The 26,039-nt window shown below is 69.1% G+C and carries 23 protein-coding genes and 1 tRNA gene; 8 read left to right on the top strand and 16 right to left on the bottom strand.

What is annotated here, in order from left to right; translation table 11 throughout:
• Positions 1–26: 26 nt before the first annotated feature.
• On the bottom strand, positions 27–1,370 hold the full coding sequence (locus tag BMY74_RS01975; RefSeq protein WP_245785836.1) for a threonine/serine exporter family protein: 1,344 nt from the start codon (positions 1,368–1,370) through the stop codon (positions 27–29).
• Between the two features lie 259 nt (positions 1,371–1,629).
• Here BMY74_RS01975 and BMY74_RS01980 point away from each other — a divergent pair.
• A tRNA-Thr gene (locus BMY74_RS01980) sits at positions 1,630–1,705 on the top strand.
• 58 nt (positions 1,706–1,763) lie between these two features.
• Here BMY74_RS01980 and BMY74_RS01985 read toward each other — a convergent pair.
• Positions 1,764–3,425 carry a hypothetical protein gene (locus BMY74_RS01985; protein ID WP_089908445.1) on the bottom strand — a complete coding sequence of 554 codons (1,662 nt, stop codon included), beginning with the start codon at positions 3,423–3,425 and terminating at the stop codon, positions 1,764–1,766.
• Between the two features lie 40 nt (positions 3,426–3,465).
• On the opposite strand from BMY74_RS01985, the gene mgrA reads away from it, so the two are divergent.
• Entirely contained in the window at positions 3,466–4,494 is a 1,029-nt protein-coding gene (mgrA, locus tag BMY74_RS01990) for an L-glyceraldehyde 3-phosphate reductase (RefSeq protein WP_089908448.1), read from the top strand.
• 6 nt (positions 4,495–4,500) lie between these two features.
• Here mgrA and BMY74_RS01995 read toward each other — a convergent pair whose 3' ends face one another.
• Complete coding sequence (locus BMY74_RS01995) at positions 4,501–5,916, bottom strand: sensor histidine kinase (RefSeq protein ID WP_089908451.1); 1,416 nt, start codon at positions 5,914–5,916, stop codon at positions 4,501–4,503.
• Between the two features lie 8 nt (positions 5,917–5,924).
• Entirely contained in the window at positions 5,925–6,632 is a 708-nt protein-coding gene (locus BMY74_RS02000; RefSeq protein WP_089908454.1) for a response regulator transcription factor, read from the bottom strand.
• 128 nt (positions 6,633–6,760) lie between these two features.
• On the opposite strand from BMY74_RS02000, the gene BMY74_RS02005 reads away from it, so the two are divergent.
• From BMY74_RS02005 to BMY74_RS02015, 3 genes are read left to right on the top strand one after another with little or no spacing between them, the layout of a single operon-like run.
• Positions 6,761–8,119 (top strand): ferredoxin reductase family protein, encoded by a 1,359-nt coding sequence (locus BMY74_RS02005; protein WP_089908458.1) that lies wholly within the window; start codon positions 6,761–6,763, stop codon positions 8,117–8,119.
• Positions 8,120–8,134: 15 nt separating this feature from the next.
• Positions 8,135–8,632 (top strand): FMN-binding protein, encoded by a 498-nt coding sequence (locus tag BMY74_RS02010; protein WP_089908461.1) that lies wholly within the window; start codon positions 8,135–8,137, stop codon positions 8,630–8,632.
• Positions 8,632–9,372 (top strand): FAD:protein FMN transferase, encoded by a 741-nt coding sequence (locus BMY74_RS02015; protein ID WP_245785837.1) that lies wholly within the window; start codon positions 8,632–8,634, stop codon positions 9,370–9,372. Before BMY74_RS02010 ends, BMY74_RS02015 begins: the two co-directional genes overlap by 1 nt.
• Positions 9,373–9,541: 169 nt before the next feature.
• Here the strand turns inward: BMY74_RS02015 and BMY74_RS02020 are convergent, their stop codons facing one another.
• On the bottom strand, positions 9,542–10,576 hold the full coding sequence (locus BMY74_RS02020; protein WP_089908464.1) for an ADP-ribosylglycohydrolase family protein: 1,035 nt from the start codon (positions 10,574–10,576) through the stop codon (positions 9,542–9,544).
• Positions 10,577–10,677: 101 nt separating this feature from the next.
• On the opposite strand from BMY74_RS02020, the gene BMY74_RS02025 reads away from it, so the two are divergent.
• Positions 10,678–13,440 carry an AfsR/SARP family transcriptional regulator gene (locus BMY74_RS02025; protein ID WP_089908467.1) on the top strand — a complete coding sequence of 921 codons (2,763 nt, stop codon included), beginning with the start codon at positions 10,678–10,680 and terminating at the stop codon, positions 13,438–13,440.
• A gap of 142 nt (positions 13,441–13,582) precedes the next feature.
• On the opposite strand, the gene BMY74_RS02030 is transcribed toward BMY74_RS02025, so the two are convergent.
• The gene (locus tag BMY74_RS02030) at positions 13,583–14,371 is read right to left on the bottom strand and encodes an SGNH/GDSL hydrolase family protein (protein WP_342716569.1); all 789 of its coding nucleotides are present in this window, start codon (positions 14,369–14,371) and stop codon (positions 13,583–13,585) included.
• A gap of 220 nt (positions 14,372–14,591) precedes the next feature.
• Between BMY74_RS02030 and BMY74_RS02035 the strand changes: the two genes are divergently transcribed.
• Positions 14,592–14,999, top strand: coding sequence for a hypothetical protein (locus tag BMY74_RS02035; protein WP_143091412.1), 408 nt, complete (start codon positions 14,592–14,594; stop codon positions 14,997–14,999).
• 206 nt (positions 15,000–15,205) lie between these two features.
• Here the strand turns inward: BMY74_RS02035 and BMY74_RS02040 are convergent, their stop codons facing one another.
• From BMY74_RS02040 to BMY74_RS02065, 6 genes are read right to left on the bottom strand one after another with little or no spacing between them, the layout of a single operon-like run.
• Entirely contained in the window at positions 15,206–16,216 is a 1,011-nt protein-coding gene (locus tag BMY74_RS02040) for an N-acetylglucosamine kinase (protein WP_089908474.1), read from the bottom strand.
• A 5-nt stretch (positions 16,217–16,221) separates the two neighbouring features.
• Positions 16,222–17,490: a 6-phospho-beta-glucosidase gene (locus BMY74_RS02045; protein ID WP_089908476.1), complete on the bottom strand. Its 1,269-nt coding sequence runs from the start codon at positions 17,488–17,490 to the stop codon at positions 16,222–16,224.
• Complete coding sequence (locus tag BMY74_RS02050; protein WP_089908478.1) at positions 17,487–18,380, bottom strand: carbohydrate ABC transporter permease; 894 nt, start codon at positions 18,378–18,380, stop codon at positions 17,487–17,489. The genes BMY74_RS02045 and BMY74_RS02050 overlap by 4 nt, the downstream gene beginning before the upstream one ends.
• Complete coding sequence (locus tag BMY74_RS02055; RefSeq protein ID WP_089908480.1) at positions 18,377–19,351, bottom strand: carbohydrate ABC transporter permease; 975 nt, start codon at positions 19,349–19,351, stop codon at positions 18,377–18,379. The genes BMY74_RS02050 and BMY74_RS02055 overlap by 4 nt, the downstream gene beginning before the upstream one ends.
• A gap of 11 nt (positions 19,352–19,362) precedes the next feature.
• Positions 19,363–20,688 (bottom strand): ABC transporter substrate-binding protein, encoded by a 1,326-nt coding sequence (locus BMY74_RS02060; RefSeq protein ID WP_089908481.1) that lies wholly within the window; start codon positions 20,686–20,688, stop codon positions 19,363–19,365.
• A gap of 16 nt (positions 20,689–20,704) precedes the next feature.
• A complete protein-coding gene (locus tag BMY74_RS02065; RefSeq protein WP_425434814.1) occupies positions 20,705–21,895 on the bottom strand; it encodes an ROK family protein in 1,191 nt (396 codons plus the stop codon).
• 148 nt (positions 21,896–22,043) lie between these two features.
• Between BMY74_RS02065 and BMY74_RS02070 the strand changes: the two genes are divergently transcribed.
• A complete protein-coding gene (locus tag BMY74_RS02070) occupies positions 22,044–22,691 on the top strand; it encodes a DUF3159 domain-containing protein (protein WP_089908487.1) in 648 nt (215 codons plus the stop codon).
• Between the two features lies 1 nt (position 22,692).
• Here the strand turns inward: BMY74_RS02070 and BMY74_RS02075 are convergent, their stop codons facing one another.
• Genes BMY74_RS02075 through BMY74_RS02090 form a run of 4 tightly spaced genes read right to left on the bottom strand, consistent with a single transcriptional unit; the run spans position 22,693 to position 26,028 of the window.
• Positions 22,693–23,886, bottom strand: a complete 1,194-nt coding sequence (locus tag BMY74_RS02075) for a hypothetical protein (protein WP_089908490.1) — start codon at positions 23,884–23,886, stop codon at positions 22,693–22,695.
• A complete protein-coding gene (locus tag BMY74_RS02080; RefSeq protein ID WP_089908493.1) occupies positions 23,883–25,187 on the bottom strand; it encodes a hypothetical protein in 1,305 nt (434 codons plus the stop codon). The genes BMY74_RS02075 and BMY74_RS02080 overlap by 4 nt, the downstream gene beginning before the upstream one ends.
• Positions 25,184–25,510, bottom strand: a complete 327-nt coding sequence (locus BMY74_RS02085; RefSeq protein WP_143091413.1) for a hypothetical protein — start codon at positions 25,508–25,510, stop codon at positions 25,184–25,186. Before BMY74_RS02085 ends, BMY74_RS02080 begins: the two co-directional genes overlap by 4 nt.
• Entirely contained in the window at positions 25,510–26,028 is a 519-nt protein-coding gene (locus BMY74_RS02090) for a YbaB/EbfC family nucleoid-associated protein (RefSeq protein WP_089908498.1), read from the bottom strand. The genes BMY74_RS02085 and BMY74_RS02090 overlap by 1 nt, the downstream gene beginning before the upstream one ends.
• Positions 26,029–26,039: the final 11 nt, after the last annotated feature.

The following is a 26,039-nucleotide window of genomic DNA, read 5'->3' on the forward strand; positions in this document are numbered from 1 at the left end:
TCGTGTAACCCCCGTCACAGCGAGTTTCACTCCAAACGACGCCTGCTGGGTTTGAGCGGGCCGGACATGCGCGGACCAGCGAACTTCCGCTCCAGACGCCCCAGTCCGGTGCGCACCGGCTGGGCCAGGTACTCGCCGAACACGACACCTCCGGCCAGAGCGAGAGCAATACCACTCGCGAAGACGAGGGTGCTCAGACCGGCCGGATCGCCCTCCGCGGTGAGCTGGAACAGGCCCCGGTAGGTGGTCCAGCCGGGCAGCAGCGGGACGACGCCCGCCTGCACGACGACGAGCGTCGGGATGCGCAGCCGGCGGGTCAGCGTGGCGCCGCCGAACCCGGTGATCGCCGCGGCGACCGCGGAGCTGAGCAGCGCGTCGAGGCCGAGGCTCGTCATGAGGCCGTAGGCGGCCGTGCCGATCGCGCCGGAGACGGCGGCGGCCACGAGCGCGCGGGGTTTGGCGTAACAGGCGAGCGCGAAGAACGCACTCGTCGCCGCGCCGGCCGCGAACTGCATCGGCACCGCGGAGATCAGCGCGGGCAACGGGTCGCTGAGCCGGATGTCCAGTCCGAAGTGGACGGCCGCGCGGATCGCCAGCGCGACGCCCGCGATCAGGCCCGCGCTGAGCAGCACGGTCTCGACCGTGCGGCCCGCGGCGGTGACGTTGTAGCCGGAGATCGCGTCCTGCACGGTGCTGACCAGGGCGAGCCCGGACAGCAGCACGACGATGCCGACCGCGACCAGCAGGCTCGGCCGCACCGGCAGCAACCCGGTCGAGTAGATCGCCAGCGCGGCGCCCGTGCCGAGCGCGCCACCGACCAGTTGCTGGAAGAAGAACGGCAGGTTGCGCCGGTTGAGGACCCGGCCGACCCGGTCGACCACGGCGGTGATCGCGGCGGCGGTGAGCGCGAGCACGAGCCCGCCGCCCACGAGGAACGCGACCGCGGCGGCCATGCCTCCCCACGCGGCGGTGGCGACCCACCGCGGGTACGGGTGCTTGGCGTTCACGATGTCTTCGAGCCGTGCGTGCGCTTCCTCGATCGGCCCCAGGTTGCGCACGAGGTGCTCGACGTCCGCCAGGCGCGTGTAGTCGAGGCTCCGTTGCCGGACGACCCTGATCGACGTGATCGGCAACGCCTCCGTGCCGCGATGACACGACACGCTGATGGAGGTGTAGATCACGTCGACTTCTGTGTGCGGCAGTCCATAGCTCTCGGTGACCGAGAGAATCGTCGCTGTCACATCGGCCGCACCGGCTCCACTGGACATTTGGACCTCACCGATCTTCAGGGCGAGATCGAGTACCAGGTGAACCGTGGTGTCATCGGGCAGAGCGGGGCCGTGCAGGCTGTTCGTGGAAATCTTTCGCACCTCCGTCGTGTGATCGTGACGGACACTTCGGCTGTTGCTGTGTCATCGGCCACCTCCGATCGGGCGACCCGAAAAGGAGGACATGATCACTGTCCGTTGGTTACCCTCCTGACCTGGTCAAGGCGGTCACTCCGACGCATTGATCCACTCAGTTGGTTGGTCCGACTCCGGTCGGAGCAATCCGATCACACTGAGAGCAGACCGTTCGCCGCAGGTAGCACCCGCAACGGGCGCTTACGATGTTCGCGAACACGAGCCGGCCGGCGTAGCTCAATTGGCAGAGCACTCGCCTTGTAAGCGAAAGGTTAGGGGTTCGATTCCCCTCGCCGGCTCCATCGGAAACGGGGGTCCGCCCAGGTCGGGTGGACCCCCGTCTCATTTCGGGGACGGGTCTCAGCTTTTGCGGACGAGCCCCGTGAACCCCGCGACGCTCAACGTGGCGAACGACCAGCCGAGGATCTGCACGACCCAGCCTGCTCCGGTCGCCCACTGCCCGGCTGGTCCGTTCGCCAGTTCGCACCTCGGTGTGCCACCGAGCTTCACGAGCGGGATGGCGAGATCCGCCGCAAGACTGATCCTGTTCACAGGTGAACACGAGTCGGCGGGGCGGTCTTTGGCCGGTGTCAGGCCGTTATAGGCATTTGTTGTCCACACGAGACAGAGCGCCAGCAGGAACGTCACGAGTAGGCCGATCACCGCTCTGGACGGTTTGTAGCCGTAGCCGAGAGTGACGCCCAGGAACCAGTGCCACAGCTTGTTGCCGGGGTCGCCGTGGCGGCGGAGGTCGCGTTGCTGGGCGATCAGGACACGGCGGGCGGTGTGTTCGTGGCCCGCTGCGCGGTGGACGGCGGCGAGTTGCTGGTAGGGCTGGGCTTCGTAGAAGAGCGTGTGCTCGCGCAGCATCTCGAGCCACACAGCCGTGTCCACCGGCGGGTTCGGGTAGGTGAGGCCGTCCATCGTGACGGTGAAGGTGCGGGTCTTGAGCAGTTCCGACTCGCCGAGGCTGAGAGTGTTGCCGACCTTCGCACCGGACAGGTCGAGGTCGAAGCCCTGGCCGTCGTTGGCGAGCGTGGACGACCTGATGACGAGCTCACCGTTCACCGTCGCGTCGGTGAGGTCCACCGCGGCGTGCCTGGTGTTCGCCCTGACCGCGGAGTTGTTGATCGTGACGCTCGCGCCGACCTTGGTCCGGTGCAGCACGAACGCCTCGCCGTCGTCGGCGCGCACGGATCCCTGGATGACGAGCCCGGCGCCTATTTGCGTGTCGACCATGCGGACCGCGTCGTTCGAGATCGAGCGGGCGTCGAGGTCGAGGAGCCGGACCTCCTGCTGGATCTGGGCACCGTCGAGGAACAGCGCGGGGCCGGACTCGGCGCGCAGGACGGCGCCGCGCAACCACAGGGTCCGGGCGGAGGCGTCGGACAGCGCCACGGCAGGGGCCCCGCCACGCGCCTTGACGAACGTCCCGTTCAGGACGAGGTCCCCACCGATGTTCGCGTTGGTGCCGACGAAGGCGAAACTCCTGTCGTTGACGATCACCGCGTCCGTCAGGTCGACGCCGCCGCCGATCTCGCAGCCGTCGAGCCACACCCTGCTCGCGAGCAGCCGGTCGGCCTTCACGCTCCGGGTGACGTGCAGCCCGGTCGCGAACAGCGGACTGGCGGTCGCGTCCCGCAGCAGCAGGGAACCGTCGACGCGCGCGTTCTCCAGGTCGACGATGCCGGTGCAGCGCGTGCCCTTCATCGTGAGGTAGCGGGTGCGCAGGTTCTCGGCGTTCAGCTCCGGCAGCGTGGAGCCGTCGAGCGACAGCGCCGGCAGTTCGGTGCCGTGCATCAGCACGTGTTCTTCGAAGACGCAGTCGTCCAGCTGCAGTGGTGTCGAGGTGCTGATGAAGCTGAGGTCGAGCGTGCCGGTGATGCGGGCGCCGACCAGGAGGATTCCGTTCGGGTCGACGTCCCCCGACCGCAGCAGGTCGCGGATCGCCGTGGCACGCACCACGTTGTTCCCACGCCGTGAGAGGTCGAGCACCTCACCCGCCTCGGCGGCGCGGATCATGTCCTGCTCTGTCCCACTAGGACGTGACATTGTGGGTCCCATGTCCTACCTCGCGGATAGCACGCGCTACGACCAGATGACTTACCGGCGGACGGGGCGCAGCGGTCTCAAGCTGCCCGCCATCTCCCTCGGTCTGTGGCACAACTTCGGCGGCGACCGGCCGTACGAGCTGGGCCGCGGGATCGCGCGGAGGGCGTTCGACCTCGGTGTCACGCACTTCGACCTCGCCAACAACTACGGGCCTCCTTACGGAAGCGCCGAGATCACGTTCGGGCAGATCCTGAAGGATGATCTCAGGCCGTACCGCGACGAGCTCGTGATTTCGTCGAAGGCGGGCTACGACATGTGGCCGGGTCCGTACGGGGAGTGGGGCAGCCGCAAGTACCTGCTCAGCTCGCTCGACCAGTCGCTGACCCGGATGGGCCTCGACTACGTCGACATCTTCTACTCGCACCGGTTCGACCCCGAGACGCCGCTCGAGGAGACGATGGGCGCGCTCGTGTCCGCGGTGCAGCAGGGCAAGGCGCTCTACGTCGGCATCTCGTCGTACTCGCCCGCGAAGACCCGCGAGGCCGCGCAACTGCTGAAGTCGGCCGGGGTGCCGCTGCTGATCCACCAGCCGTCGTACTCGATGCTCAACCGCTGGATCGAGCCCGAGCTGCTGGACACCCTGGAGGAGGTCGGCGCCGGCTGCATCGCGTTCTCGCCGCTCGCGCAGGGCATGCTGACCGACCGCTACCTCGACGGGATCCCCGAGGGGTCGCGTGCGACGCAGGGCAAGTCGCTGTCGACGGACCTGCTGACCGAGCAGAACCTCGGCCGCATCCGGTCGCTGAACGAGATCGCCAAGTCGCGCGGGCAGTCGCTCGCGCAGCTGGCGCTGACGTGGACGATCCGGGACCCGCGGGTGACGTCGGCGTTGATCGGCGCGTCCTCGGTGGGGCAGCTGGAGCAGAACCTCGCGGCGTTGCAGGCGCCGCCGCTGACCGACGACGAACTGGCCGAGATCGACAAGTACGCCGTCGAGTCGGGCATCGACCTGTGGGCGACGAGCTCGCAGGCGGAGTGAGCCGAGTCAGGCCGGGTGCCGGGGGAGGCGGATCGTGAACACCGTCGCCCCCGGCCGGCTCGCCAGCTCGATCGTCCCGCCGTGCGCCTCCACCAGCGACTGCACGACCGCGAGCCCCAGCCCGCTGCCCCCGCGCTGCCGGGTCCGCGAGTCGTCCACGCGGTAGAACCGGTCGAAGATCCGCGCCTGGTCCGCCGCGGGGATGCCGGGACCGGTGTCGCTCACCCGGATCACCGCCCAGCCGTTCTCGGCGGTCACCTTCAGCTGGACCGACGTGCCCGCGGGCGTGTGCACGGCCGCGTTGGTCAGCAGGTTGTCGAGCACCTGCCGCAGCCGGGTCGGGTCCGCGGTCATGGTGACCGTGTCGGCGTCCAGTGACAGCGAGTGCGTCGGGCGGGCCGCCTGGAACGCGTCCGCCGCCGCCTCCGCGACGACCGAGAGGTCGAGCTCCTCGGGGCGCAGCGGTGGTTCGGACTCGGCGGAGTCCAGGCGCGCCAGCAACAACAGGTCGTCCAGCAGAACGCTCATGCGGGACGCCTCGGACCGCAGCTTCTCCAGGTGCTTCTCGCGTTCGCCCGGCTCGTTGGCCGCCGCGTACTTGAAGAGGTCCGCGTAGCCGCGCAACGACGTGAGAGGCGTCCTCAACTCGTGTGAGGCGTCGGCGATGAACCGGCGGAGGCGTTGCTCTGCGGCCGTGCGGGCCGCCAGAGAAGAGTCGATGTGCGCGAGCATCTTGTTGAACGCCTCGCGCAGCTCCTCGACCTCGACGCCGCCGCCCCGTCCGTCCACGCGGACCGTGAGGTCGCCCGAGTCGGTGAGGTCGTGCGAGGAGATGTCGTGCGCGGTGTCGGCCATGTCCGACAGCGGCCGCATGCCCTTGCGGATCAGCGCCTGACCGCCCGCGACCAGCGCGATCAGCGCGGCCATGAACGCGATCACGGCGACCGTGACCAGCTGGGAGATCGTGTCGTCGCGGTCGGTGGTCGGGGCCGCGCTGACGAGGATCCACTCGTCCTTGACGACCTGGCACGCGCGCAGCCGGAACTTGCCCTCGCCGCGCAGGTACTCGGTCTGGAACTCGTCGGCGGTCAGCGCCCTCTTCGCGAGCGCGTCGAACTCCTCGCGGTCGGCGGGCTGCTGGTCGCCCGGCTGGGCCTGGAGCTGACCGTCCTCGATCTTGTAGACGACGGCGTACCAGTCCGGCGGCAGCTTGGAGACCTTGCCGTGGGCGTCGATCTCCTTGACCGCGCTCGTCTGGCTGATCACCATCTGGTCGTCGAGGCGGCGGTCGAGGAAGTCCTTCATCGACGAGACCATGACCCAGCCGACGATCGCGAACACGGTCAGCGCCAGGGCGCCGAGGCCCAGGGCGAGGCGGGTGCCGAGCCGCCAGTCGCGGACCGGCTTCACGCGGAAGTCCATCGAGGGACTCACTCGGCTGCTCGGCGGAGCACGTACCCCACACCGCGCACGGTGTGGATCAACGGCTCGCGGCCGTCGTCGAGCTTGCGGCGCAGGTGGGAGATGACCAGCTCGACGACGTTGGAACGGCCGCCGAAGTCGTACTCCCACACGTGGTCGAGGATCTGCGCCTTCGTCAGCACGGCGGGCGAGCGCCGCATCAGGTACCGCAGCAGCTCGTACTCGGTCGGCGTCAGCGTCACGAGCTTGCCGCCGCGGCGGACCTCGCGGGTGTCCTCGTCCATCACGAGATCGGACACCTTCAGCACCGAACGCTTCCACGACGGACCCGTCGAGCGGCGCAGCACGGCCCTCAGCCGGGCCATCAGCTCCTCGACCGAGAACGGTTTCACGAGGTAGTCGTCGCCGCCGCGGGTGAGGCCCGCCACCCGGTCCGCAGTGCCGTCGCGGGCCGTCAGGAACACCACCGGCACCATCGCGCCGGCCGACCGGAGCCGATCGAGAACGGTGAATCCGTCCAGGTCGGGCAGCATGAGGTCGAGCACGACGATGTCCGGCTGGAACTCGGCCGCCTCTCTCAACGCCTCTTCGCCGTTGAGCGCCGTCGCGGCCTGCCAGCCCTCGTACCGGGCGACCGTCGCGACCAGGTCAGCGATGTGCGGCTCGTCATCCACGACGAGCAATCGAACCGAGTTGCCCTTGTCCACGTGTCTCATGGTGCGTCACCCGGTGGCTCCTCCGCTCGATCGACAGGAAGTCGACAGCGCGGGCAAAGGGGAGCCACAGCTCGAACGCTGAGGATCGACACCGACCGACCGAGACCGCCCCGACCGAGGAGCCCGCCGTGACGACCACCCTGCAGCACCCCGTGCGACCGGCTCCGGCCGGCCGGGCGACGCCGCACAAGGTGCTGGCCAAAGCCGGCCTGTACGTGTTCCTCCTCGCCAACGCGGCCTTCGTGACGTACCTGTTCAACGCGGCGGGCGTCGGCACGAACAAGCTGGTCAACCTCGGCAGGCTCGCGGGCCTCTACGGCGCGCTCGCCATGGCGTTCCAGCTCCTGCTGGTGGCCCGGCTGCCGTGGCTCGACCGGCGCCTCGGCATGGACAAGCTCACCTCGTGGCACCGCTGGGTCGGCTTCACGATCTTCTTCACGCTGATCGGCCACCTCGTCTTCATCGCGTTCGGCAACGCGGGCTCGGAAGGGCCGATTGCCGAGGTCATCCGTCAGGCGACCGAGCTGGAGGGCATCCTGCGCGCGCTGGTGGCGTGGGCGATCATCATGGTCGTCGGCGTCGTCTCGGCCCGCTTCGCGCGGCGCCGGCTGGCCTACGAGACCTGGCACTTCATCCACCTCTACACCTACGTGGCGATCTTCCTCGCGTTCTCGCACCAGGTGGCGGTGGGCAGCACGTTCCGCAAGTCCGCGCTCGCGACCGGCTACTGGTGGGGCCTCTGGGCGTTCGCGCTCGGCTCCGTCCTCATCGGACGCGTGGTGCTCCCGCTCTACCGCAACTGGCGCCACCAGTTCCGGGTCGCCGCCGTCGTGCCGGAGGCGCACAACGTCGTCTCCGTCTACGTCGAGGGAAAGGACCTGGACCAGCTCGGCGCCCGCGCAGGCCAGTTCTTCCTCTGGCGCTTCCTGACCAAGGACCGCTGGTGGCAGGCCAACCCGTTCTCGCTGTCCGCGGCGCCGAACGGCAAGTACCTGCGGCTCACCGCGAAGGCTCTGGGCACCGGCAGCGCGGACATCCGCAACATCAAGGTCGGCACGCGCGTGTTCGCCGAAGGACCGTACGGCGCGTTCACGACCATGCACCAGACCAAGCCCAACGCGCTCCTCGTCGCGGGCGGTGTCGGCGTCACACCGGTCCGCGCGCTGCTGGAGGAGATCAAGGGCCACGTCGTGGTGCTCTACCGGGTCAGCGACCCCCGCGAGGCCGTGCTGCTGCGCGAGCTCGAAGGGCTCGCCAGGGCCAAGGGCGCGGCGCTGCGCCTGGTCACCGGTTCGTCGAAGACCATCACCGCGAACGGCCCGTTGCTCGGCCCCGAGAACATCGCCGCGCTCGTGCCGGACGTGCAGGACCGCGACGTCTTCATCTGCGGTCCCGGCGGCATGACCGACGCGGTGATCAAGAGCCTCGACGAACTGGGAGTTCCCGGCAACCAGGTCCACGCCGAGCGCTTCGCGCTGGCCAACTGAGAAGGGTCCGACGACGTGAAGAGGGCAATTCCCGTTCTGGCGCTGAGCGTGGCCGGTCTGGTCCCGGTCTGGCTCTACGCGCCGGCGTCCGGTCACGAGGGCGAGCTCAGCGAGGTCGCCGCGCCGGAGACGCAGCAGCAGACCGCACCTCAGACCACCCAGGCCGCGCCCAAGACCACCGGTGCCGCGCCGAAGACGACCGGGGCGGCGCCCAAGACGACGACCCAGCAGCAGCAAACCCAGCAGCAGGCCCAGAACCGCACGGTGTCCGGGCCCGCGGTGAACACGTCCGAGGGCACCGTGCAGGTGCAGGTGACGCTGCAGGGCACCAAGATCGTCGACGTGAAGGCGTTGCGGGCGCCCAACAGCAACCCGACCAGGATGGCGCTGCCGCTGCTGCGCGAGTCGGCGCTCAAGGCGCAGAGCGCGGACATCGACACGGTGTCCGGCGCGACCGCGACCTCCGAGGGCTACAAGCAGTCGCTCCAGGCCGCGATCGACCAGGCGAAGTGATGGCCGTGCGGCGCGTCGAGCAGATCATGGGGCTGCCGATCTCGGTGGACCTCCGCGACGGGGACGCCGCACTGGCCGACCGCGCGTTCGCCTGGCTGCGCGAGGCGGACGAGCGGTTCTCGCCGTTCAAGCCCGACAGCGAGGTGTCCCGGCTGGACCGGGGTGAGCTCACCAGGGAGGAGCTCACCCCGGACCTCGTCGAGGTCCTGTCGCTGTGCGACTGGTACGAGCAGTCGACCGGCGGCGCGTTCACGGCTCAGGTCCCGGGCCGCGGCCTCGACCCGTGCGCGGTCGTGAAGGGCTGGGCCGTGCAACGGGCGGCGGACCTGCTGCGCGAGGGCGGTGCCACGACGTTCTGCGTCAACGCGGGCGGTGACGTCGTGACCGCCGGCGAGCCCGAACCCGGAAAGCCTTGGCGCGTAGGCGTTCGGCATCCCGATCTCGCCGACCAGCTGAGCGTCGTGCTCGGCGTGCGCGACGGAGCCGTTGCCACGTCAGCGTTGTACGAACGCGGGCAGCACATCCTCGACGGCCGCACCGGGCAGCCCGTCACGGGAATTCTCTCGGTCACCGTTTTCTCCGACGACCTCGCGATCGCGGATACCACTGCCACAGCAGCGTTCGCGCTGGGCAGGGAGGGGATCGAGTGGGCGGCGGCGCAGGAGGACTGCGAGGTGTTCATCGTCGACGAAGATCGTCGGGTGCACTCCAGCCCTGGACTTCCCGTGCACGTCTGTTAACATGCTCGCCCAACGGAGCGTTGACTCCGGGGCACGTTCTTCGTTGATCAAGAGCTGGATCGGAGCTCGCGCTCGGGGCAAGTCCCGGCCTGCTGTCGACCAACTGCTCGTGCGAGAAGGCCTGCTGTGGCGCGAATTCGGGAGCGCGCCACAGTAGGCCTTTTCTGTGTCAGGCGTAGCGGTCCTCGTTGAAGTCCAGGTTCACCGCGGACATGCCGAGGTCGCGGCCCATCGCGTCCAGCACGTCCACCATCTCCAACCCCATCAGCCAGTCGCGGGGCAGCGCCTCGGTGCCGTGCAACGCCCCGAGCACGTTGCCCGTCAACGCCGCCGTCGCGTCACTGCCGCCGGAGTGGTTGGCGGCGGCGCGCATCGCGTCCACGAACTGCGCCGGCTTCGGGTGCGTCAGCACGGTGTAGACCGCGATCGCCAGCGCCTCCGGGCCGGTCCAGCCGCTGCCGAGCCGGTCGACGCGCACGGGTGCGGAACCGTCGTGCTCCTCGGCCAGCACCACGGCACGGGTCAGCACCGTCGCGGTGTACGTGTCGTCGCGCAGCACGCGGCCGATCACCTGGTCGATCGCCTCGCGCAGCGGCCTGCCCTTCACGGCGAGCAGGTGCACGAGCAGCGCCAGCGCGCCGCCGGACACCCAGCCGCCGGTGCCGCCGTGGGTCAGCGCGGCGAAGCGGCAGCCGAGGTCATACGCGATCGCCGCGGACGGGGCGAAGCCCGCTGGCGCGGTGCGCGTGACGCCGTTGCAGCCGGACGACTCGTTGTGCGGGTTCTCCGGAGTGGACGGTGTCTCGGCGGCCAGGGCGCGCAGGCACGTGAGGCCCGGCGAGCGGCTCTCGTACAGGCGTTCGTCCGCGAGCAGGCCGGTCGAGCCGTGTTCCGGGGCCGGCTGCTGCTGCGTGACGAGCCAGCGCCGGTAGCTGTGCCAGACCATCTCCGACGGCTCCCACTCGCCGGTGCGTTTCCCGCGCACCCACGCGCGCAGGTAACCGTCGGCGGTGAAGAGGGTCAGCTGGGTGTCGTCCGTGAACAGCGCGGGCTTCGGGGGTCCCAGGACGCCCTCGGGACCGTGTTCGCGCTGGATGTCGGCCCAGCCGAGGTACTGCACGGGCGCACCGAGCGCATCACCGAGAGCGCCGCCGAGGAGGCACCCGGCGCCGCGGTCAACCACGGAGTTCCGATCTCGCGGCACGGGTGAACAGTAGCGTCCCGCGAATCTGAGCCGTACTTGTATCTGAGACTGCGACGCCCACACCTTCTGAAGAGACGAGGTCAGCGCACCTGAGGAGGGGCATGCGGAGCAAAACCGGACTCGAGTTCGGCGTGCTCGGTCCACTCCAGGTGCTCGCGGACGGACGGCTCGTCGAGCTGGGCCGTCGAGGCATGCGCGGACTGCTGGCGATGCTGGTCGTCGAGGCGAACCGACCCGTCTCGATCGACCAGATCGTCGACGCGCTGTGGACGGAGCAGCCTCCGGCCACCGCGCGGACGATCGTGCACGGCTACGTCTCGCGGTTGCGCAAGGTGCTGGAGGAGGCCGATCCCGCGGGCTCCGCGACGATCCGCACCACGCCGACCGGCTACGAGCTGACCGTCGACCCGTGGCGTCTCGACCTGCACCGCGCCCGGCAGCTCGTGGCGTCCTCCCGCGGCAAGCCCGCCGCCATCAGGGCGGGCCTGCTGCGCGAGGCGCTGGGGCTGTGGCGCGGGCCGGTGCTCTCCGACGTGCCGGGCGACCCGATGACCTCCGATCTCGAAGAGCTGCGGCTGTCCGCGTTGGAGGAGCGCATCGACGCCGAGCTCGAACTGGGCCGCCACCTGGAGCTGGTGGGCGAGCTGCGCGGGCTGTGCACCGAGTACCCGTTCCGGGAACGCCTGGTGGCCCACAGCATGCGCGCGCTCTACCGGTCCGGGCAGCGGGCCGACGCTCTCGAGGCGTACCAGCGGTTCCAGCGCCGCGCGGTGGACGAGCTGGGCATCGATCCGGGCCCGCAGCTGCGGGCGTTGCACGAGCAGGTGCTGCGCGACGACCCGTCGTTGAGCGTGATCGGGCCCGTCGAACGGCCTGTCGCGCCGCGCGCGGGCATCGTGGCGCCGGCGTTGCTGCCCGCGTCCGCGACCCGCCTGTTCGGCCGCGAGGACGACACCTCGTGGCTCGACGAGGTCGTCACCGCCAGGAACCTGCTGGCCACCACGGTCGCCGTGCTGACCGGCGCGCCCGGTGTCGGCAAGAGCGCTCTCGCGATCACGTGGGGGCACGAGAACTCGGACATGTTCCCGCACGGCGTGCTGTTCGCGTCGCTCGGCGACACCGAGCCGGGCGAGGTGCTGACCCGGTTCCTGGTGGCGATGGGCGTGCCGGCGGACGGCGTGCCGGTCGGCCTCGAGGACCGCGTCGGGCTCTACCGCTCGCTGCTGCACCGCCGCCGCGTGCTCGTGGTGCTGGACGACGCGACCGCGTTCGACCAGGTCCAGCCGCTGCTGCCGCCCGGCTCGGGCTCGGTGGTGCTGGTGACCTCGCGGTCGCAGCTGGAACGGCTGGTCGTCACCAACAGCGCCCGCGTGCGCAAGCTCGGCCCGCTGGACGACGATGCGGCGCGTGCGCTGGTGGACGACGTGCTGGGCAGGCCGTTGTCCGACGAGGACCCGGCGGCCGCGCGCAAGCTCGCCGAGCTGTGCGGCGGGCTGCCGCTGGCGCTGCGGGTGGCCGCCGCGAAGCTCGTGATCAGTCCGGAGTGGACGGTCGAGGAGCTCGTGGGGGAGCTCGCCGACGACGGGCAGCGGATGCGCGGCCTCGACCTGCCGGAGGCGGGGCTGGGGGTGTCGCGGGCACTGGACCTGTCGACCCGCGACCTGCCCTCCGAGCTCGGCGAGGTCTTCCAGTCCGTCGGCATGGCGCCCGGCCGGTGGATGTCGCCGCACGCCGTCGCCGCGCTGACCCGCACCCGCGTCGAGTCGGCGCGCTCGCGGCTGACCCAGCTCGTCGGGGTGAACCTGCTCGTCGAACCGTGGCCGGACGGCTTCACCATGCACGAGCTGGTGCGCCTGTACGTGCGCGGCGCGGGCCGGGCGGACCTGGATTCGTTGCGGCGCCTGGTGAACTACTACCTCGTCGCGTGCGACCACGTCCGCCGGGCCATCCGGCCGGTGCGGGACGGGCTGGACTTCGCCCTGGGGGACAACGGTTCCACCGCGTTGCCGGAGTTCGGTGACCCGATCGACTGGTTCGACCAGGAGTGGCCCAACATCGTCGCGGTGGTGCACGCGGCGGCGGAAAGGGGCCTGCACGACCAGGTGTGGCAGCTGGTGAGGCTGCTGCACCACTACGCGACCGCGCGCGCACTCACCGGCGAGTGGGTGGCGTTGGTCGGGTTCGGCCTGGCCGCGGCCGAGGTGACGGGGAGCCGCCTCGGACAGGTCCTGATGCTGGACACGACCTACACGACGAACGCCCGGCTGGGACGCGCCGTCCTGCTGCCGGACGCCCGTCGGGCGCACCGGCTCGCGACCGAGCTGGGCGAGCGCCAGTACCTGGTGCTGACGCTCGCCCAGCTCGCCGACGTCCTGTTCCGGCTGGAACTGCACGACGAGGCGCTGCTGCACTTCTGGGAGTCCGTGCAGCTCGCGCAGCAGTCCGGTGACGTGGTCGGCGAGGCCCACGGCCTCAACAACGTGGCACAGGTCGAACAGGCCCGCGGACACGTGGAAGTGGCGCTGCGGCACCAGTCCCACGCCGTCGACGTCTACCGGCGCTCCGGGGACGACGTCGCGTTGATGCGCGGCCTCGCCAACCTCGCCGAGCTGCACCTGCAGGCCGGCGCGCTGGACCGGGCGGAGGCCCTGGCCCGCCAGGTCGTCGACCAGGCCTCGGTGGCCGAGGTGACGTACCTGGAGGGGTTCGGGCGGCACGTTCTCGGCGGCGTGTTGCTCCGGCGGGCGGAATGGGTTGCTGCGGCAGCGGAATTGACGGAGGCGCTGCGCCTGTACGCGCAGGTCAACTCGGCGCGCGCGGTCGAGGTGCGGACCCTTCTGGACTCGCTCTCGTCCGAGGTTTAGCGCGCGTTTAGTCGTCTGGTCCCAAAGCATGGGATGTTGGACGAGCAGGCTGCCGAGTGGGGGATTGCCGAGGGGGCAAGGCGTCTGCTTTCGGAAGGCCCGACCGGCACTCGGGGGAGAATGCCGGTCGGGCCTTCGCCTTTTACTGGAAGTTCTCTTCGGCGCAACGCGCGAGTGGTAGCAACTCCGGCCGTTTCGGCGCAAGGCCGTCACCCATCGACTCGCCCCGGAGCGTGCGGCCGATCCACGGCACCACGTACTCGCGGGCCCACTTCAGGTCCGCCTTGCGCTGGGTGACCCAGTCCGCCTCCTCGAGAGCGGGCCATGGCGCGTTCCACGAGTGGTCGTCGGTCAGCCCGAGCACCTCGGCGGCCTTGAGCGCGACGCGCTGGTGGCCCTCCGGCGAGAGGTGCAGCCTGTCCTCGCTCCACGCGCGACGGTCGTGCAGCACGTGCATCGACCACAGGTCGACCATGCGGCAGTGGTAGCGCTCGGCGATCGACCACAGGTGCGCGTTGTAGATGGCGACCTTGCCGCGCAGGCTCCTGAGCAGCGGTGTCGCCTTGGTGTCGAAGCCGGTGAAGATCACGACGTCGGCCCCGGCGGCCCTGAGGTCGGCCACCGCCACCTCGTACACCTCGGCCAGCGCGTCCGGGTCGCTGTTCGGCAGCATGATGTCGTTGCCACCACCGCAGAACGTCACCAGGTCCGGCTTGAGCGAGATCGCGAGCGGCACCTGGTCGTCGATGATCTCCTGCAGCATCTTGCCGCGGATCGCGAAGTTGGCGTACCGGAACTCGGGTGCCTGCTGGGCGATCATGCCCGCCAGCCGGTCCGCCCAGCCGACGTAGGTGTCTCCCGGGCCGGGATCGTCCATGCCTTCGGTGAAGCTGTCCCCCAGGGACACGAGACTGTTCCAACGCAGCAGCACAACATCCCCCTTCTTTCGTGCGATGTGCCTTGCTCCTCGCCGGCGGGCTCCCGTCCGGAGGCGACTAGTTAGCATGCACAACCAACCCGTGGTTACGCCACCGTCGGTTACGGCATCGTAGGTTTTGTCGCTGTGGGTGACGATTCTTTTACCACTCGATCGAGGGAAGCTTGAGGGGATTCCAGGGGATTCGTCTCAATGCCTCGCTAACTTCTGCCGGGTGCGTTCTGGTTTGCCGCTTCCGTTCCTTTCGCTCGGTGTAGCGCTTCTCACAGTCGGCGCCCTGGCCGCGGTCGCTCTGAGCGGACCGGTGTCGTCCGGGTCCGCGCCGGAGCCCGGTGCGCCCGACGCCGCCCAGGTCGGGGGCGACCAGCCGCCGATGGAGTTCAGCCCCGAACCGCCCGGCCGGTCCGCGGTCAGGCCGACCCCGTCCGTGCGGCCGTCGGTGCCGCCGTCGGGCGGGCCGGTCGCGGTCACCCCGCCGCCCCACTCGAACCCCGTCGTCACCCCGGAGGCCGCGGCGTCCCCGGAAAGCGTCGCCGCGACGACCGTCGTCCCCTCGGGCGCGGTGCCGGCGGTCTCGTCCGCCGCTCTGCAGATCGAGCCCTCGTCCCTGCCCACGACGTGAAAGACCCCCGCAGCGTCCTCGGCACATGAGGTCGCTGCGGGGGTCGCCGGGCCTTTCCGAGGGGGACGCCGCCGCCGGTTCCACCCCTCGGAAAGGGTTGGGGCCACTGCTCGGGACGCCGCCGCCTGTCTGCCCCGAGCAGTGGGGATTGGGACCGTCTCAGGGGGTACCGCCGCCGATTCACCCCCTGAGACGGGGTCTTGGGGTCAGCCGGCGGCCACGTCCAGCGCGGCCGCCGGCACCTGTTCGCTGTACGCCGAGCGCAGCCTCAGCTCCGCGCCCGGCGAGGCCCCGATGTGGTCGAGGCCCAGAAGAGCCGCGCCCACCACGGGAGGCACGTCGACCAGGCGGACCTGGGCGAGCGGCGCGGCTTCGAGGATCTGCTGCCGGACGGGGCCGACCACGACGTCGCCGGTGTTGGTGAGGACCCCGCCGCCCAGCACCACGTCCACGGGCTCGTCCATCAGGTCGAGCTTGCGCATCGAGACCGTGGCGAGCAGGACGATCTCCTCGACGAGGCGGTCGACCTGCTGCAGCGCAACGGCATCACCCTGCGCGGCCACCTCGAAGACCAACGGGCAGAGCGCGTGCGGGTCCAGTTCGAGCTCCTCGAAGTGGATCTTCTCCACGACGTCGAAGATCGAGGTCTCGCCGTAGTGCTTCAGCAGCGCGGGAAGCAGCAGCGTCGGCTTGCCCCGGCCGTCCTCCGCGCGCACCGCGTGCCACAGGGCGTCGTTGCCGAGCTGGCCACCGCCACCCCAGTCACCCGAGATCGCGCCCAGCGCGGGGAACCGGTGCGTCCGGCCGTCGCGCGCCACGCCCACCGCGTTGATCCCCGCGCCGCAGACGACCGCCACACCCCCAGCGGCGGCGGTACCAGCCCTCAGCAGCGCGAACGTGTCGTTGCCGACGAACGTCGTCCTCGACCAGCCCCGCTCGGAGATCGCCCGCGTCAGGTCCTCCTCCTCGCGGGGCAGGTCGGCCCCCGCGAGGTAGGCGGACGTGTGCGACGCGATCGGCTCGTCGGGGGACAGTCCCGCCTGAGCCGCGGCCTCGCGTGCCAGTGCCTCGAACACGTCGAGTCCGCGCTTCATGCCCACGGTCTGCGGCGGCGCACCAGGCCCGCGCACCTGCGCGAGCACCTTGCCGTCCGCGTCCACCAGGAGCACCGCGGTCTTGCTGTTCCCGCCGTCGATGGCGAGCACCCGGTCGGTCATCGTTGTCAGTTTCCCTTCACCCACGGCAGCAGATCGCGGTTCTGCGCGATCAGCTCGTCGGCCAGCCGGTCCGCGATCGCGTGCTGCCCGATGAGCGGGTGGGCGAGCAGCGCGTTCGCCACCCGGTCCCGGCCACCGTGCTTCGCGGCTTCCAGCGCCAGGTACTCGTACGCGGTGACGTGCGAGATCAGGCCGGAGATGGACGGTTCCACGGGGCGGACCGGCAACGGCCTACCGCCATTTCCGTCCACAGTGGACGAGACTTCGACCACGGCGTCGTCGGGCAGGAAGGGCAGCGAGCCGTTGTTCTGCACGTTGACCACGTGCTTCTCGGCGCCTTCGCCCCCGGTCAGCGCGTGCACGAGCTGCACGGCCGCCTCGGAGTAGTACGCGCCACCGCGCTGTCCGAGCTGCTCCGGCTTCGTCACGACCGACGGGTCGCCGTAGATGTCCAGCAGTTCCTTCTCGACCGCCGCGACGACCTCGGCGCGAGGCGGCTCGTTGAGCTGCTTCTGCACGACGGCGTCGTGGTTGTAGAAGTAGTTCAGGTAGTACGACGGCACCATGTTCAGGCGCCGCATCAGGCCGCCGTCGATGCCGATGTGCTCCGCCAGGCCCTCGACGTGGTCCTCGAGCAGTTCCGGCAACCGGTCCACGCCGTCCACGTACACGCCGCGTTCCCACGTGAGGTGGTTCAGGCCGACGTGTTCCAGCTCCACAGTGGATGGATCGACGCCGAGCAGCGCGGAGGTCCAGCGCTGGAACGTGATCGCCACGTTGCACAGGCCGATCGCCTTGTGGCCCTCCTGCAGGAGCGCTCGCGTGACGATGCCGACCGGGTTCGTGAAGTTGACGATCCACGTGTCGGGCCCGGCGAGCCTGCGCACCTTCTCGGCGATGTCCAGGACCACCGGCACGGTCCGCAGGGCCTTGGCGAGGCCTCCCGCGCCGGTGGTCTCCTGGCCGACGCACCCGCAGGTCAGCGGGAACGTCTCGTCCGAGGCTCGCGCCGTCTGCCCGCCCACCCGCAGTTGCAGCAGGACGGCCGAAGCGCCCTCGACGCCCTCTTCGAGCGACGAGGTGGTGCGCACCTTCGCCGGGTGTCCCGCGTGCTCCAGCAGGCGCTGGCTGAACGGGCCGACGAGGGAGAGGCGGTGCTGGTCCGGGTCGACGAGGACGATCTCGTCCACCGCCAGGCTGGTGCGACGGCCGGCGATGCCGTCGATCAGCTCCGGTGTGTAGGTGGACCCGCCACCGACGACGGTGAGTTTCATCCCTTGACTCCCGTGAACGTGATGCCCTTGACGAAAGATTTCTGAGCGAAGACGAAGAGGACGACGGCCGGGATCATCGTCAGGAACGTCACCGCCATCGACGAGTTCCACTGCACGATGTGCATGCCCTTGAACGTCGCCAGGGCCAGCGACAACGTCCACTGGTCCTTCACCTCGCCCGTGTAGAGCAACGGCCCGAAGTAGTCGTTCCAGGTGAAGAGGAAGCAGAACAGCGCGGTCGCCGCGATGCCCGGCTTCGCCATCGGCACGATGATCCGCACCAGGGCCTGGAACTCCGAGCAGCCGTCCACCCGCGCGGCGTCCACGTAGGACTGCGGGATGGTCAGCATGAACTGGCGCAGCAGGAAGATGCTGAACGCGTCGAACAGGAAGTACGGCGCGATGAGCGGGACCAGCGAGCCGGTCAGGCCCAGCGACGACCACGTGTCGTACAGCGGCACGGCGACCACCTGCGGCGGCAGCATCATGGCGCCGATGACGAGGATGAACGCCACGTTCCGGCCGCGCCACTTGAGCTTCGCGAGCGCGTAGGCCGCCGGGATCGACGAGATCAGCATGCCCAGCGTCGCGAGCAGCGAGTACGTGAGGCTGTTGACCAGGTACTGGAAGAGCGGCGCCTTGTCGAAGACCTCGACGAAGTTCTCCCAGTGCCACTCGCGCGGCCACAGGTCCGCGGTGAACGCCTGGTTGTCCGACATCACCGCGGTCAGGAAGACGAACACGACGGGCGTGGCGAACATCAGGCCGAGCGCGAGGCCGATCGCGTGCGTCGCCACCCAGTTCAGGAAGCTGCCCGTGGAACGCTTCCGGCGCGGCTGCTCCGGTTCCGCGGGGACGTCGACCGGTGGTTTGGTCAGCGTGGCGGTCATGCTCCCGGACCCCCTTCCTCAGCCGTGGAGTTCTTGCGCATCCGCTGGACCAGGACGATGGTCACGGCGAACGAGATGACGAACAGGACCGTGGCCATGGCGGCCGCGTAGCCCATGTCGAAGTAGCGGAACCCTTGCGTGTACAGGTAGACCGGGAACGTCAGCGTGGAGTTGTCCGGGAAACCGAGGTACTTGGTCGATCCCGTCGCGTCCGCCGCTCCCGAGCCGGCCGACCCCGCGACGACCGCCTGCGTGAAGAGCTGCAACGCGAGGATCACCGAGTTCACGATGCCGAAGAGCAGCACCGGTGAGATCGTCGGCAGCGTGACGTGCCACCAGCGCCGGACCGGGCCCGCGCCGTCGAGTTCGGCGGCCTCGTACTGCTCCTGCGGCACGTCGAGGATCGCGGCGAGGATGATGATCATCAGGTCGCCGGAGATCCACAGCATGATCGCGGTGATGCCGGGCTTGGCCCAGGCCGGGTCGGAGAAGAACAGCGGTGCGTCGACGCCGAACCAGCCGAGGAACGTGTCGAGCGGGCCGCCGTTGGGGCGCATCACCATGAAGAACACGAGTGTCGCGGCGACCGGCGGCGCCAGCGAGGGCAGGTAGCAGAGCGTGCGGATCAACCCGACGCCCGTCTTGAGGCGAGCGATGACCGATGCCACGCCCAGCGCGAACACGGTCCGCGCGATCGTCAGCACCACGACGAACCAGAGCGTGTTCGTGATCGCCTTGATCAGCAAGGGATCCTTGAACATGAACGTGTAGTTGTCGAGCCCCGTGAACTCCGGTGCGTTGATCAGGTCGTACTTCGTGAAGCTGAAGACGACCGTGGCGATCAACGGGTACAGGAAGAACAGGACGAAGCCGATGATGGCCGGTGCCATGAACCCGAGCACGGCGAGGCGGTGGCGGGCACGTGCCCGCCCCCTGCCGGGGGCGGGACGGGCGCCGAGCGTGGCGGTCATCTGACGAGTCCCTACTTGCCGCTCTTGGCGATCTGGTCGTCGATGTTCTTGTCGACTTCCTTGAGGCCTGCCGCCAGGTCCGGGACCTTGCCGGACTGGTAGGAGACCGAGAAGTCGGTGACGGCCTTGATGTGCGCGTCACCGATGGGGGTGACCGGGTTGCCCTTGAGCTTGTCGCTCTTGGCGAGGTCGATGAACGTCTTGAACTGCTCGTCCACGTCGAGCTTCGGGCTCTCCATGGCGGCCTTGGTGCTCGGGACGTTCTTGATGGCGTTGGACAGGTCGACGATCGTGTCGGTGTCGAACGTCAGGTGCTTGATCAGCTCCCACGCGGCGCCGGGGTTCTTGGCGCCCTTGGGGATGCCCATGATCGTGCCGGTGGTGAACGCCGTGCCGTAGGCGACGTCCTTCGCCGTCGGGAACGGGGCGGTGCCGAACTTGATCTGCGGTGCCTGCGCCTTGAGGAACGCGGTGCGGTACTCACCGTCGATCATGATCGCGATCTTGCCCTGGTGGAACGCGTGGTCGGCCGAGTACTCCTGGCCGAGGCCCGCGCGGAACCGCTCCAGCGCGTCGTAGCCGTAGAAGTCGACGAGCTTCTTCTGGAACGTCAGCATCTCGGTGAAGCCGGGGGAGCCGGCGAGGTTGGACTTGCCGTCCTTCTCCCACACACCACCGAACGTCGGCGCGAGGATGGTCGGGCGGTTGGCGTAGAAGCCCATCGTGGGCAGGTAACCCGCGACCTCGATGTCCCCGTTCGGCGCCTTCTTGGTCGCCTTCACGGCCGCGTCGTAGAGCTCGTCGAGCGTCTTCGGCGGGTTCGCGATGCCCGCGTTCGTGAGCAGGTCCTTGTTGTAGTACATGGCGTACACGTCGGTGAGCATGGGCATCGCGCAGCGGTTGCCCTTGTACTCGGTGTACTCCTGGACCGCGGGGGAGAGCTGGTTCAGGTCGACCTTGTCGCGGTCGATGTAGGCCTTCAGCGGCTGGAACGCGCCGGAGGAGCAGAACTGGCCGATGTTGTCGGTCGTGAACGACAGCGCGACGTCCGGCGTGTTGCCGGACCGGATGCCCGCGGTGATCTTGTCGTCGTCCTGCGAGCCCTCGTGCTTGATCTCGATGTTCGGGAACTTCTTGTTGAACGTCTTGAGGGCCTTGGTGACCTCTTCGAGCTCGCGGTCGGAGTAGTTGCTCCAGACCGTGAGGGTGAGCTTGTCGTCCTTGCCAGGAGCAGCTGCGGCACCGGTGTCGGCACCACCACCCTTGCCCGCCGCACATGCGGTGAGGGTCAGCGCTGCGGCGACACAGAGCAAAGCAGCACGGGTGTGCTTGCGCATGTGCACTCCTTCTCGATCAACGTGGGGACCCGGCGACCACTGGGCCGCGGAATGGAGCCGTGGTGGCTGCCGGCAGGCCGAACACCTGTTCACGCGCCACGGCCAGGGCCGAGTGCAATGCGCCGCTGCGCACCGGTTTCCCGGTCACCAGGGCCAGTTGGACAGGTGTTCTCGGCACCACCAGTTGCCGCAGTTCCGCGGCAACGAGGTCGTTCAGCGTGGTTCCGCCCGCCTGCGCGATGTCGCCGGACAGGAGGATGAGTTCCGGGTCGAGCACCGCGACGACGCTGGCCACGCCCGTGGCGATGCGCCTGGCGAGATCGCCCATGAACTCGCGGCCCGCAGGACCCGCGGCCAACGCCTTGCGCACGGCCCCGTGGCCGTTGCGCGCGGCGAGCCCGTGGGCCCGTGCGAGCTTGCAGATCGACGTGTTGCTGAGCAGCTCGCCGAACGTGCCGCCGGAGCGGTCCGTGTCGGTGTCGGCCGCCGCGCGGTCGGGGATCATCAGCCCGTCGATCTCGCCCGCGCCCCCGGAAGCGCCGCGCAGCAGCGACCCGTTGACGACGACGGCGGCACCGACGAGGTCGGCGGGCCAGATGACGACGAAGTCGTTCACCTCGGTGGCCCGCCCGGCGACCATCTCCTCCAGCGCGACGAGGTTGACGTCGTTCTCGACGCTCACCGACGTCGCGAGCCGCTCCCGCAACCGGCCGGGCACGTCGAACCCGCTCCAGCCGGGCAGGTGGGGCGCGTAGCCGAGCTCGCCGGTCACGGGGTTCACCGCTCCCGGACAGCCCACCACGACGTGCAGCAACCGGTCGGCGCTCAGACCCGCTTGCCCGCAGGCCTTGCCGACCGCGCTGACGAACGCCTCCAGCACGCCGTGCTTCGCGGGCATCGGCGCCTTGTGCTCGGTGAGCACGGCACCGGAGATGTCCGCGATGGCGATGTCGACCGTCTCGGGGGTGAGGTCGACAGCCGCGACGTGCGCCAGCGCCCCGTTGACCGACCACAGCTGCGCCCGAGGCCCCCGCCCACCGCCACGCAGCCCGTTGCGGACCACGGTGTCGGCGAATTCGAGGCGCGTGAGCAGCTGCGCGGTCGCCGGCTTCGAAAGACCGATCAGGCCTTCCAACTCCGACCTGGTCAGCGGCCCGTTGCGCAGCAGAGCCTCGATGGCTGCGCGGTCGTTGATCTCCCGCAGCAGTCGTGGGCTTCCGGCACGCATTAGGTCCGCTCCTGTCTGTTAACTTTCCAGACGATTTCGTGGAGACGGTAGTGACCTGGTTCACCGCGGTCAATCCCCGATATGGGTCCGTTACCTGAGTTAGGTTCGCCTAAGGCACCCTGGAACCATGACCGACGTGCGCCAGGAGTCGCTCGCATCACTGCTCGGAGGCCGAGGCGGCGCCCTCGACGCCTCCCTGCCGCCGCTGGCGTTCGTTCTGGGCTGGCTGGTGTGGGGTCACTCGATCGGCGCGGGTGCCGTGGCGGCGGTGCTGTGCGGCGTGGCGATCGGCGCGTTCCGGTTGGTGCGCGGCGAGAAGCCCCGTGCGGTCCTGCTGTCCGTGCTGCTGGTGGTGGCGGCGGCTCTGGTGGCGCTCTACACCGGTCGGGTCGAGGACTTCTTCCTGATCCAGCTGCTGTCGAACGTGGCTTCTGCTTTGGCTTGGGCCGGGTCCATCGCGGTGCGGTGGCCGTTCCTCGGGCTGGTCGTGGGGACTCTGTTGGGGCAGAAGACTCGGTGGCGGCGAGATCCTGCGTTGTTGCGCGCCTACTCCGTGGCGTCTTGGGCCTGGGTGGGGCAGTACGTGTTGCGGGTGGCCGTGTTCACGCCTTTGTGGCTGGATGCGCAGGTGTTCTGGCTGGCCACGCTGCGGGTGGCGTTGTCCTGGCCGTTGCAGATCGTGTGCATCCTGGTGTCGGGGTGGTTGCTTCGGCGGGCTTTGCCGGACGGGCACCCCGGGTTCCGGCACCCGCAGGTGCCGGAGTCTGCCTCTTAGGTCAGCGCTTCTTCCGCTTCTCGCCGGAGCCGGGCACCGTGCCGGTCTTGGGCGGCGGAGGTGGTGGTTCCGGGAAGGCCTCGATGAAGTCCTGGGTCTTCATGGCGTCGAAGAAGGACCGGATCACGAAGCGGTTCAGCAGGTACAGGAACACGATCGAGCCGATTCCGAGCGTCGCGACCCAGATGGGGTCGATGACGCCGTTGAACACCTTGAACTGCCTCTGCATGCGTTCGGATCCGGTGAGCAGTGACAGGTAGGTCCCGCAGAGCATGAACAGCGGCGCCAGCAGGAAGGCTCCGATGACTCCCAACACATAGGGCCGCCTGTCAGTGGCGTACCGCCTGCCGCCGCGCGGCTGCTCGTCGTCGCATCGGGACACGCCGGCGCTGCGGCACCAGGCGTCGAATGCCGGCTGTTCCTGGTCGGGTTCGACTCCCGCAGATCTCGCCTCCACCGCCGCCAGCACGGTGCGGCCGGTCCGTGTGGTCACCGGAACGAGAAGCTCGCGCGCCGTGCCGATGACGTGCAGTGCCGGACCCGGCCGGATGTCGTACTGCCGGGAGTTCGGCTCCCTGCCTCCCGAGAACAGGAACACCGTGCAGGTCATCTCCTGCTCGACCTCGACCAGCTCGATGGAGCGCAACGCCGTCCACGGGATGGCGGCGACGTCGCGCGAGCGCTTGCGCCGCGAAGCGAGGCTGTCCAGGACGAGGCGGTCGGCCCGGACGCACAGCCTCGCCTTCAGATCCCGGACGGGAAAGGGGATCTCCAGCTTCGACGTGATCAGGCCGGGTGTGACGGGGCGTGTCGTGACGAGACGCACGGCCTCGCCCAGCGCCCAGCACAGAACGACCAGTCCCAGCCAAATGACGAGCGCGACGGGCTTGCCCCGGTCGCCCGCGAGCTGCGCGGATTCGAGGAACGCGGCGAACAGGCCGGTCACCGACGCCCAGCGGGACCAGATCGGCCACATCGTCACGCGTCGCCAGTGCCACCAGAGGCCCACGAGGATGATTCCCCACAGCAGGGTGCCGACGACGGCGACTTCGCCGATTCCGAGCGGCTCCACCGACTTCCTCGCGGCGAGCGAGTTTTCCCACTCGGACAGCCGAGCGGCGGCGACGACGGGCGCCGCGGCCGCCAGGAAGATCAGCAACAACCCGCTCGCCCTGCGAACGAGCACTTCGGTCACAGGTCGCCTTCCAAGCGCTTGAACGCCTTCGGCTGTTCCACGTTCGTGCGCTGGCCCTCCCAGTAGTCGCGCCAGGCCTCGTCCTTGTCGTTCTGCTTGACCTCGGCATCCGCTTCGCGGTGCGTCTGGTCGCTCCACTCCTGAACGACCGCGTTTCCGAGGACCTTGGGGTAGTTCGGCACCGAGAACGGCATCTCGTGACCGAAGATCTTGGGGCTCAGCTCCCGTTCGAGCACGTCAGAGGCGTCTTTCAAGCGCGGGTCGCCGGTGCCCATGCGGTCGCGGAGGTTGTCGGCGCGGGTGTTGACAAGGTCGTCGATGACCTTCTTCTTGTCGCCCATCAACTCCTCGCCCCGCTCGCCGAGTTCTCTCAACCGCTTGGCGTCATCGGCGTCCAGCTTGCCGGCCTCGGCCTTCTTGGCGAGGTGCAGAGCCTTGTTGGCGTGTTTTGCGGCGTCACGGTTGTAGTCGGTAACGGTCTTCTTCAAGTTCTTCGTCGTGCCTTTGAGCATGTCGCGCGAGTTCTTGGCTTCTTCCGACACCTTCTCGAGCTGTTTGACGACTTTGCTGACCTTCTTGGCGTTCTTACCCGCCGTGATCGCGCCTTGCGCAACGGTGTCGGCGATGAACGCCGCCTCGGATGCGCCGAAGGTGACCGGTGCCAAGGCGGTGGCGGCGGCGAACTTGATGATCGCGTTCGAGATGAAGGTCGCGATGGCATCCCGGATCGCGCCGCGGACCACGCCCACCGCGGATGCGGCGACGGTCATCGCCTGAGCGGCGGAGGTGGCATGACTGGCGCCCCCTGCCACGACGTTCGAGAAGTCCTGCACGGCCCTGCGGTAGCCGTCGATCGCAGGACCCTGCGCTCCGGACAGCGCACCGAGTGTGCTCGTGTACTTGTCCGCGGTCTCCTGCATGCGTTTCGCGATGTTCGTCCACGTCTCGGCGATGGCGTTGACCGCGTCCGGGTCACCCGCCACGATGTCGAGCGCTTCCTTGATGAACGCGATGTGCTCGATCAACCAGCCGATCCCGGCCGACAGCAGACTGCCGAGCGGGTTCGTCACGAACCCGAGCAGGTCCATGCCGAAGCCGGCCGCATCACCCAAGACGGCGGTCCAGTCACCCTTGATGCCGTCGTAGACCAGGTTCGCGGAGCTGCTGAAGATGCCCGCCGCGTCCCAAGCCTGAGTCGGGCTGTCGAAGTTGGAGAAGACCTCCACCCCGTCGCTCTCGGGCTCTCTGGTCGCGTTGAGCGGGTTCAGCTCACCGATGTTCTTCGGGCCGGGCTCGCTCACGACTGACCCCCGTCCAGACCATGGCGGAGCTTCTGGAACATCTGAACAGCTGCTTCTTCCTGGTCGGCATAGGTCTTGCACATGTCGGCGAACCGCTGGACCAACACGTCCCCCGCCTCCTTGACGGCGTCGACGTACTCGCTGGCGTCTCCTGTCCACTGGTTCATCAGCAGCGCGAAGGGCTGACCAGCGAGGCCCCAGGCCTCGAAGTTCCCGACGTTGTCGGCCCCCGCAGCCTTGGCGTCCGGGAGTCCGCTGATGAGCGCCTGCAGCTCTCGCCGGTGGACGTCGAGGATTTGGAGGTCGATGTGGAAGCCCGACATCACCAGCCACCTTCCTTCTTGAACACGCTGCGCTGGTCGAAGTCCGTGTCGTCGTCCTCGACGGGACGCCGGGCCGGACGCGGCGGAGGCGGTGGCTGGGTGGCGGCCGCGTCCTGCTGCTCCTCGTTCACCACGAACTGGCGTGGCGCGGCGGGCTCGGGCTCGTCCGGGACGTCGATCGGCGGGATCTGGGACTGGACGAACTGCATGGCCTCGCTGTTGTCGCCGATGAGCGGGGCCATGATCGTGGTGATCTGGCCGACCGCCTGGGCCTGGGCGCGTTTGGCCGTGGACATGACGAGGGCCGCCAGGCGGTCCTTGGGCATCTCGTCGGCCTTCGTGCCGAACGACAGGCTGAGCAGCGCACCCCCTGCGCTGACGCTCACCGTCACGGCGCCGTCCGAGCTGGTGGCGGCGCCTGTCAGGTTCGCGATTTGAGCCTTGGCCTCTTCGGCCTGTTCGAGCAACGCGGCGGTGCGCTGTTCGTAGTCCTCGATGAGCTGATTCGGATCGGTCATGCGGGCCCCCT

The sequence above is a fragment of the Lentzea albida genome (assembly GCF_900111005.1).
Classification (GTDB): Bacteria; Actinomycetota; Actinomycetes; order Mycobacteriales; family Pseudonocardiaceae; genus Lentzea; species Lentzea albida.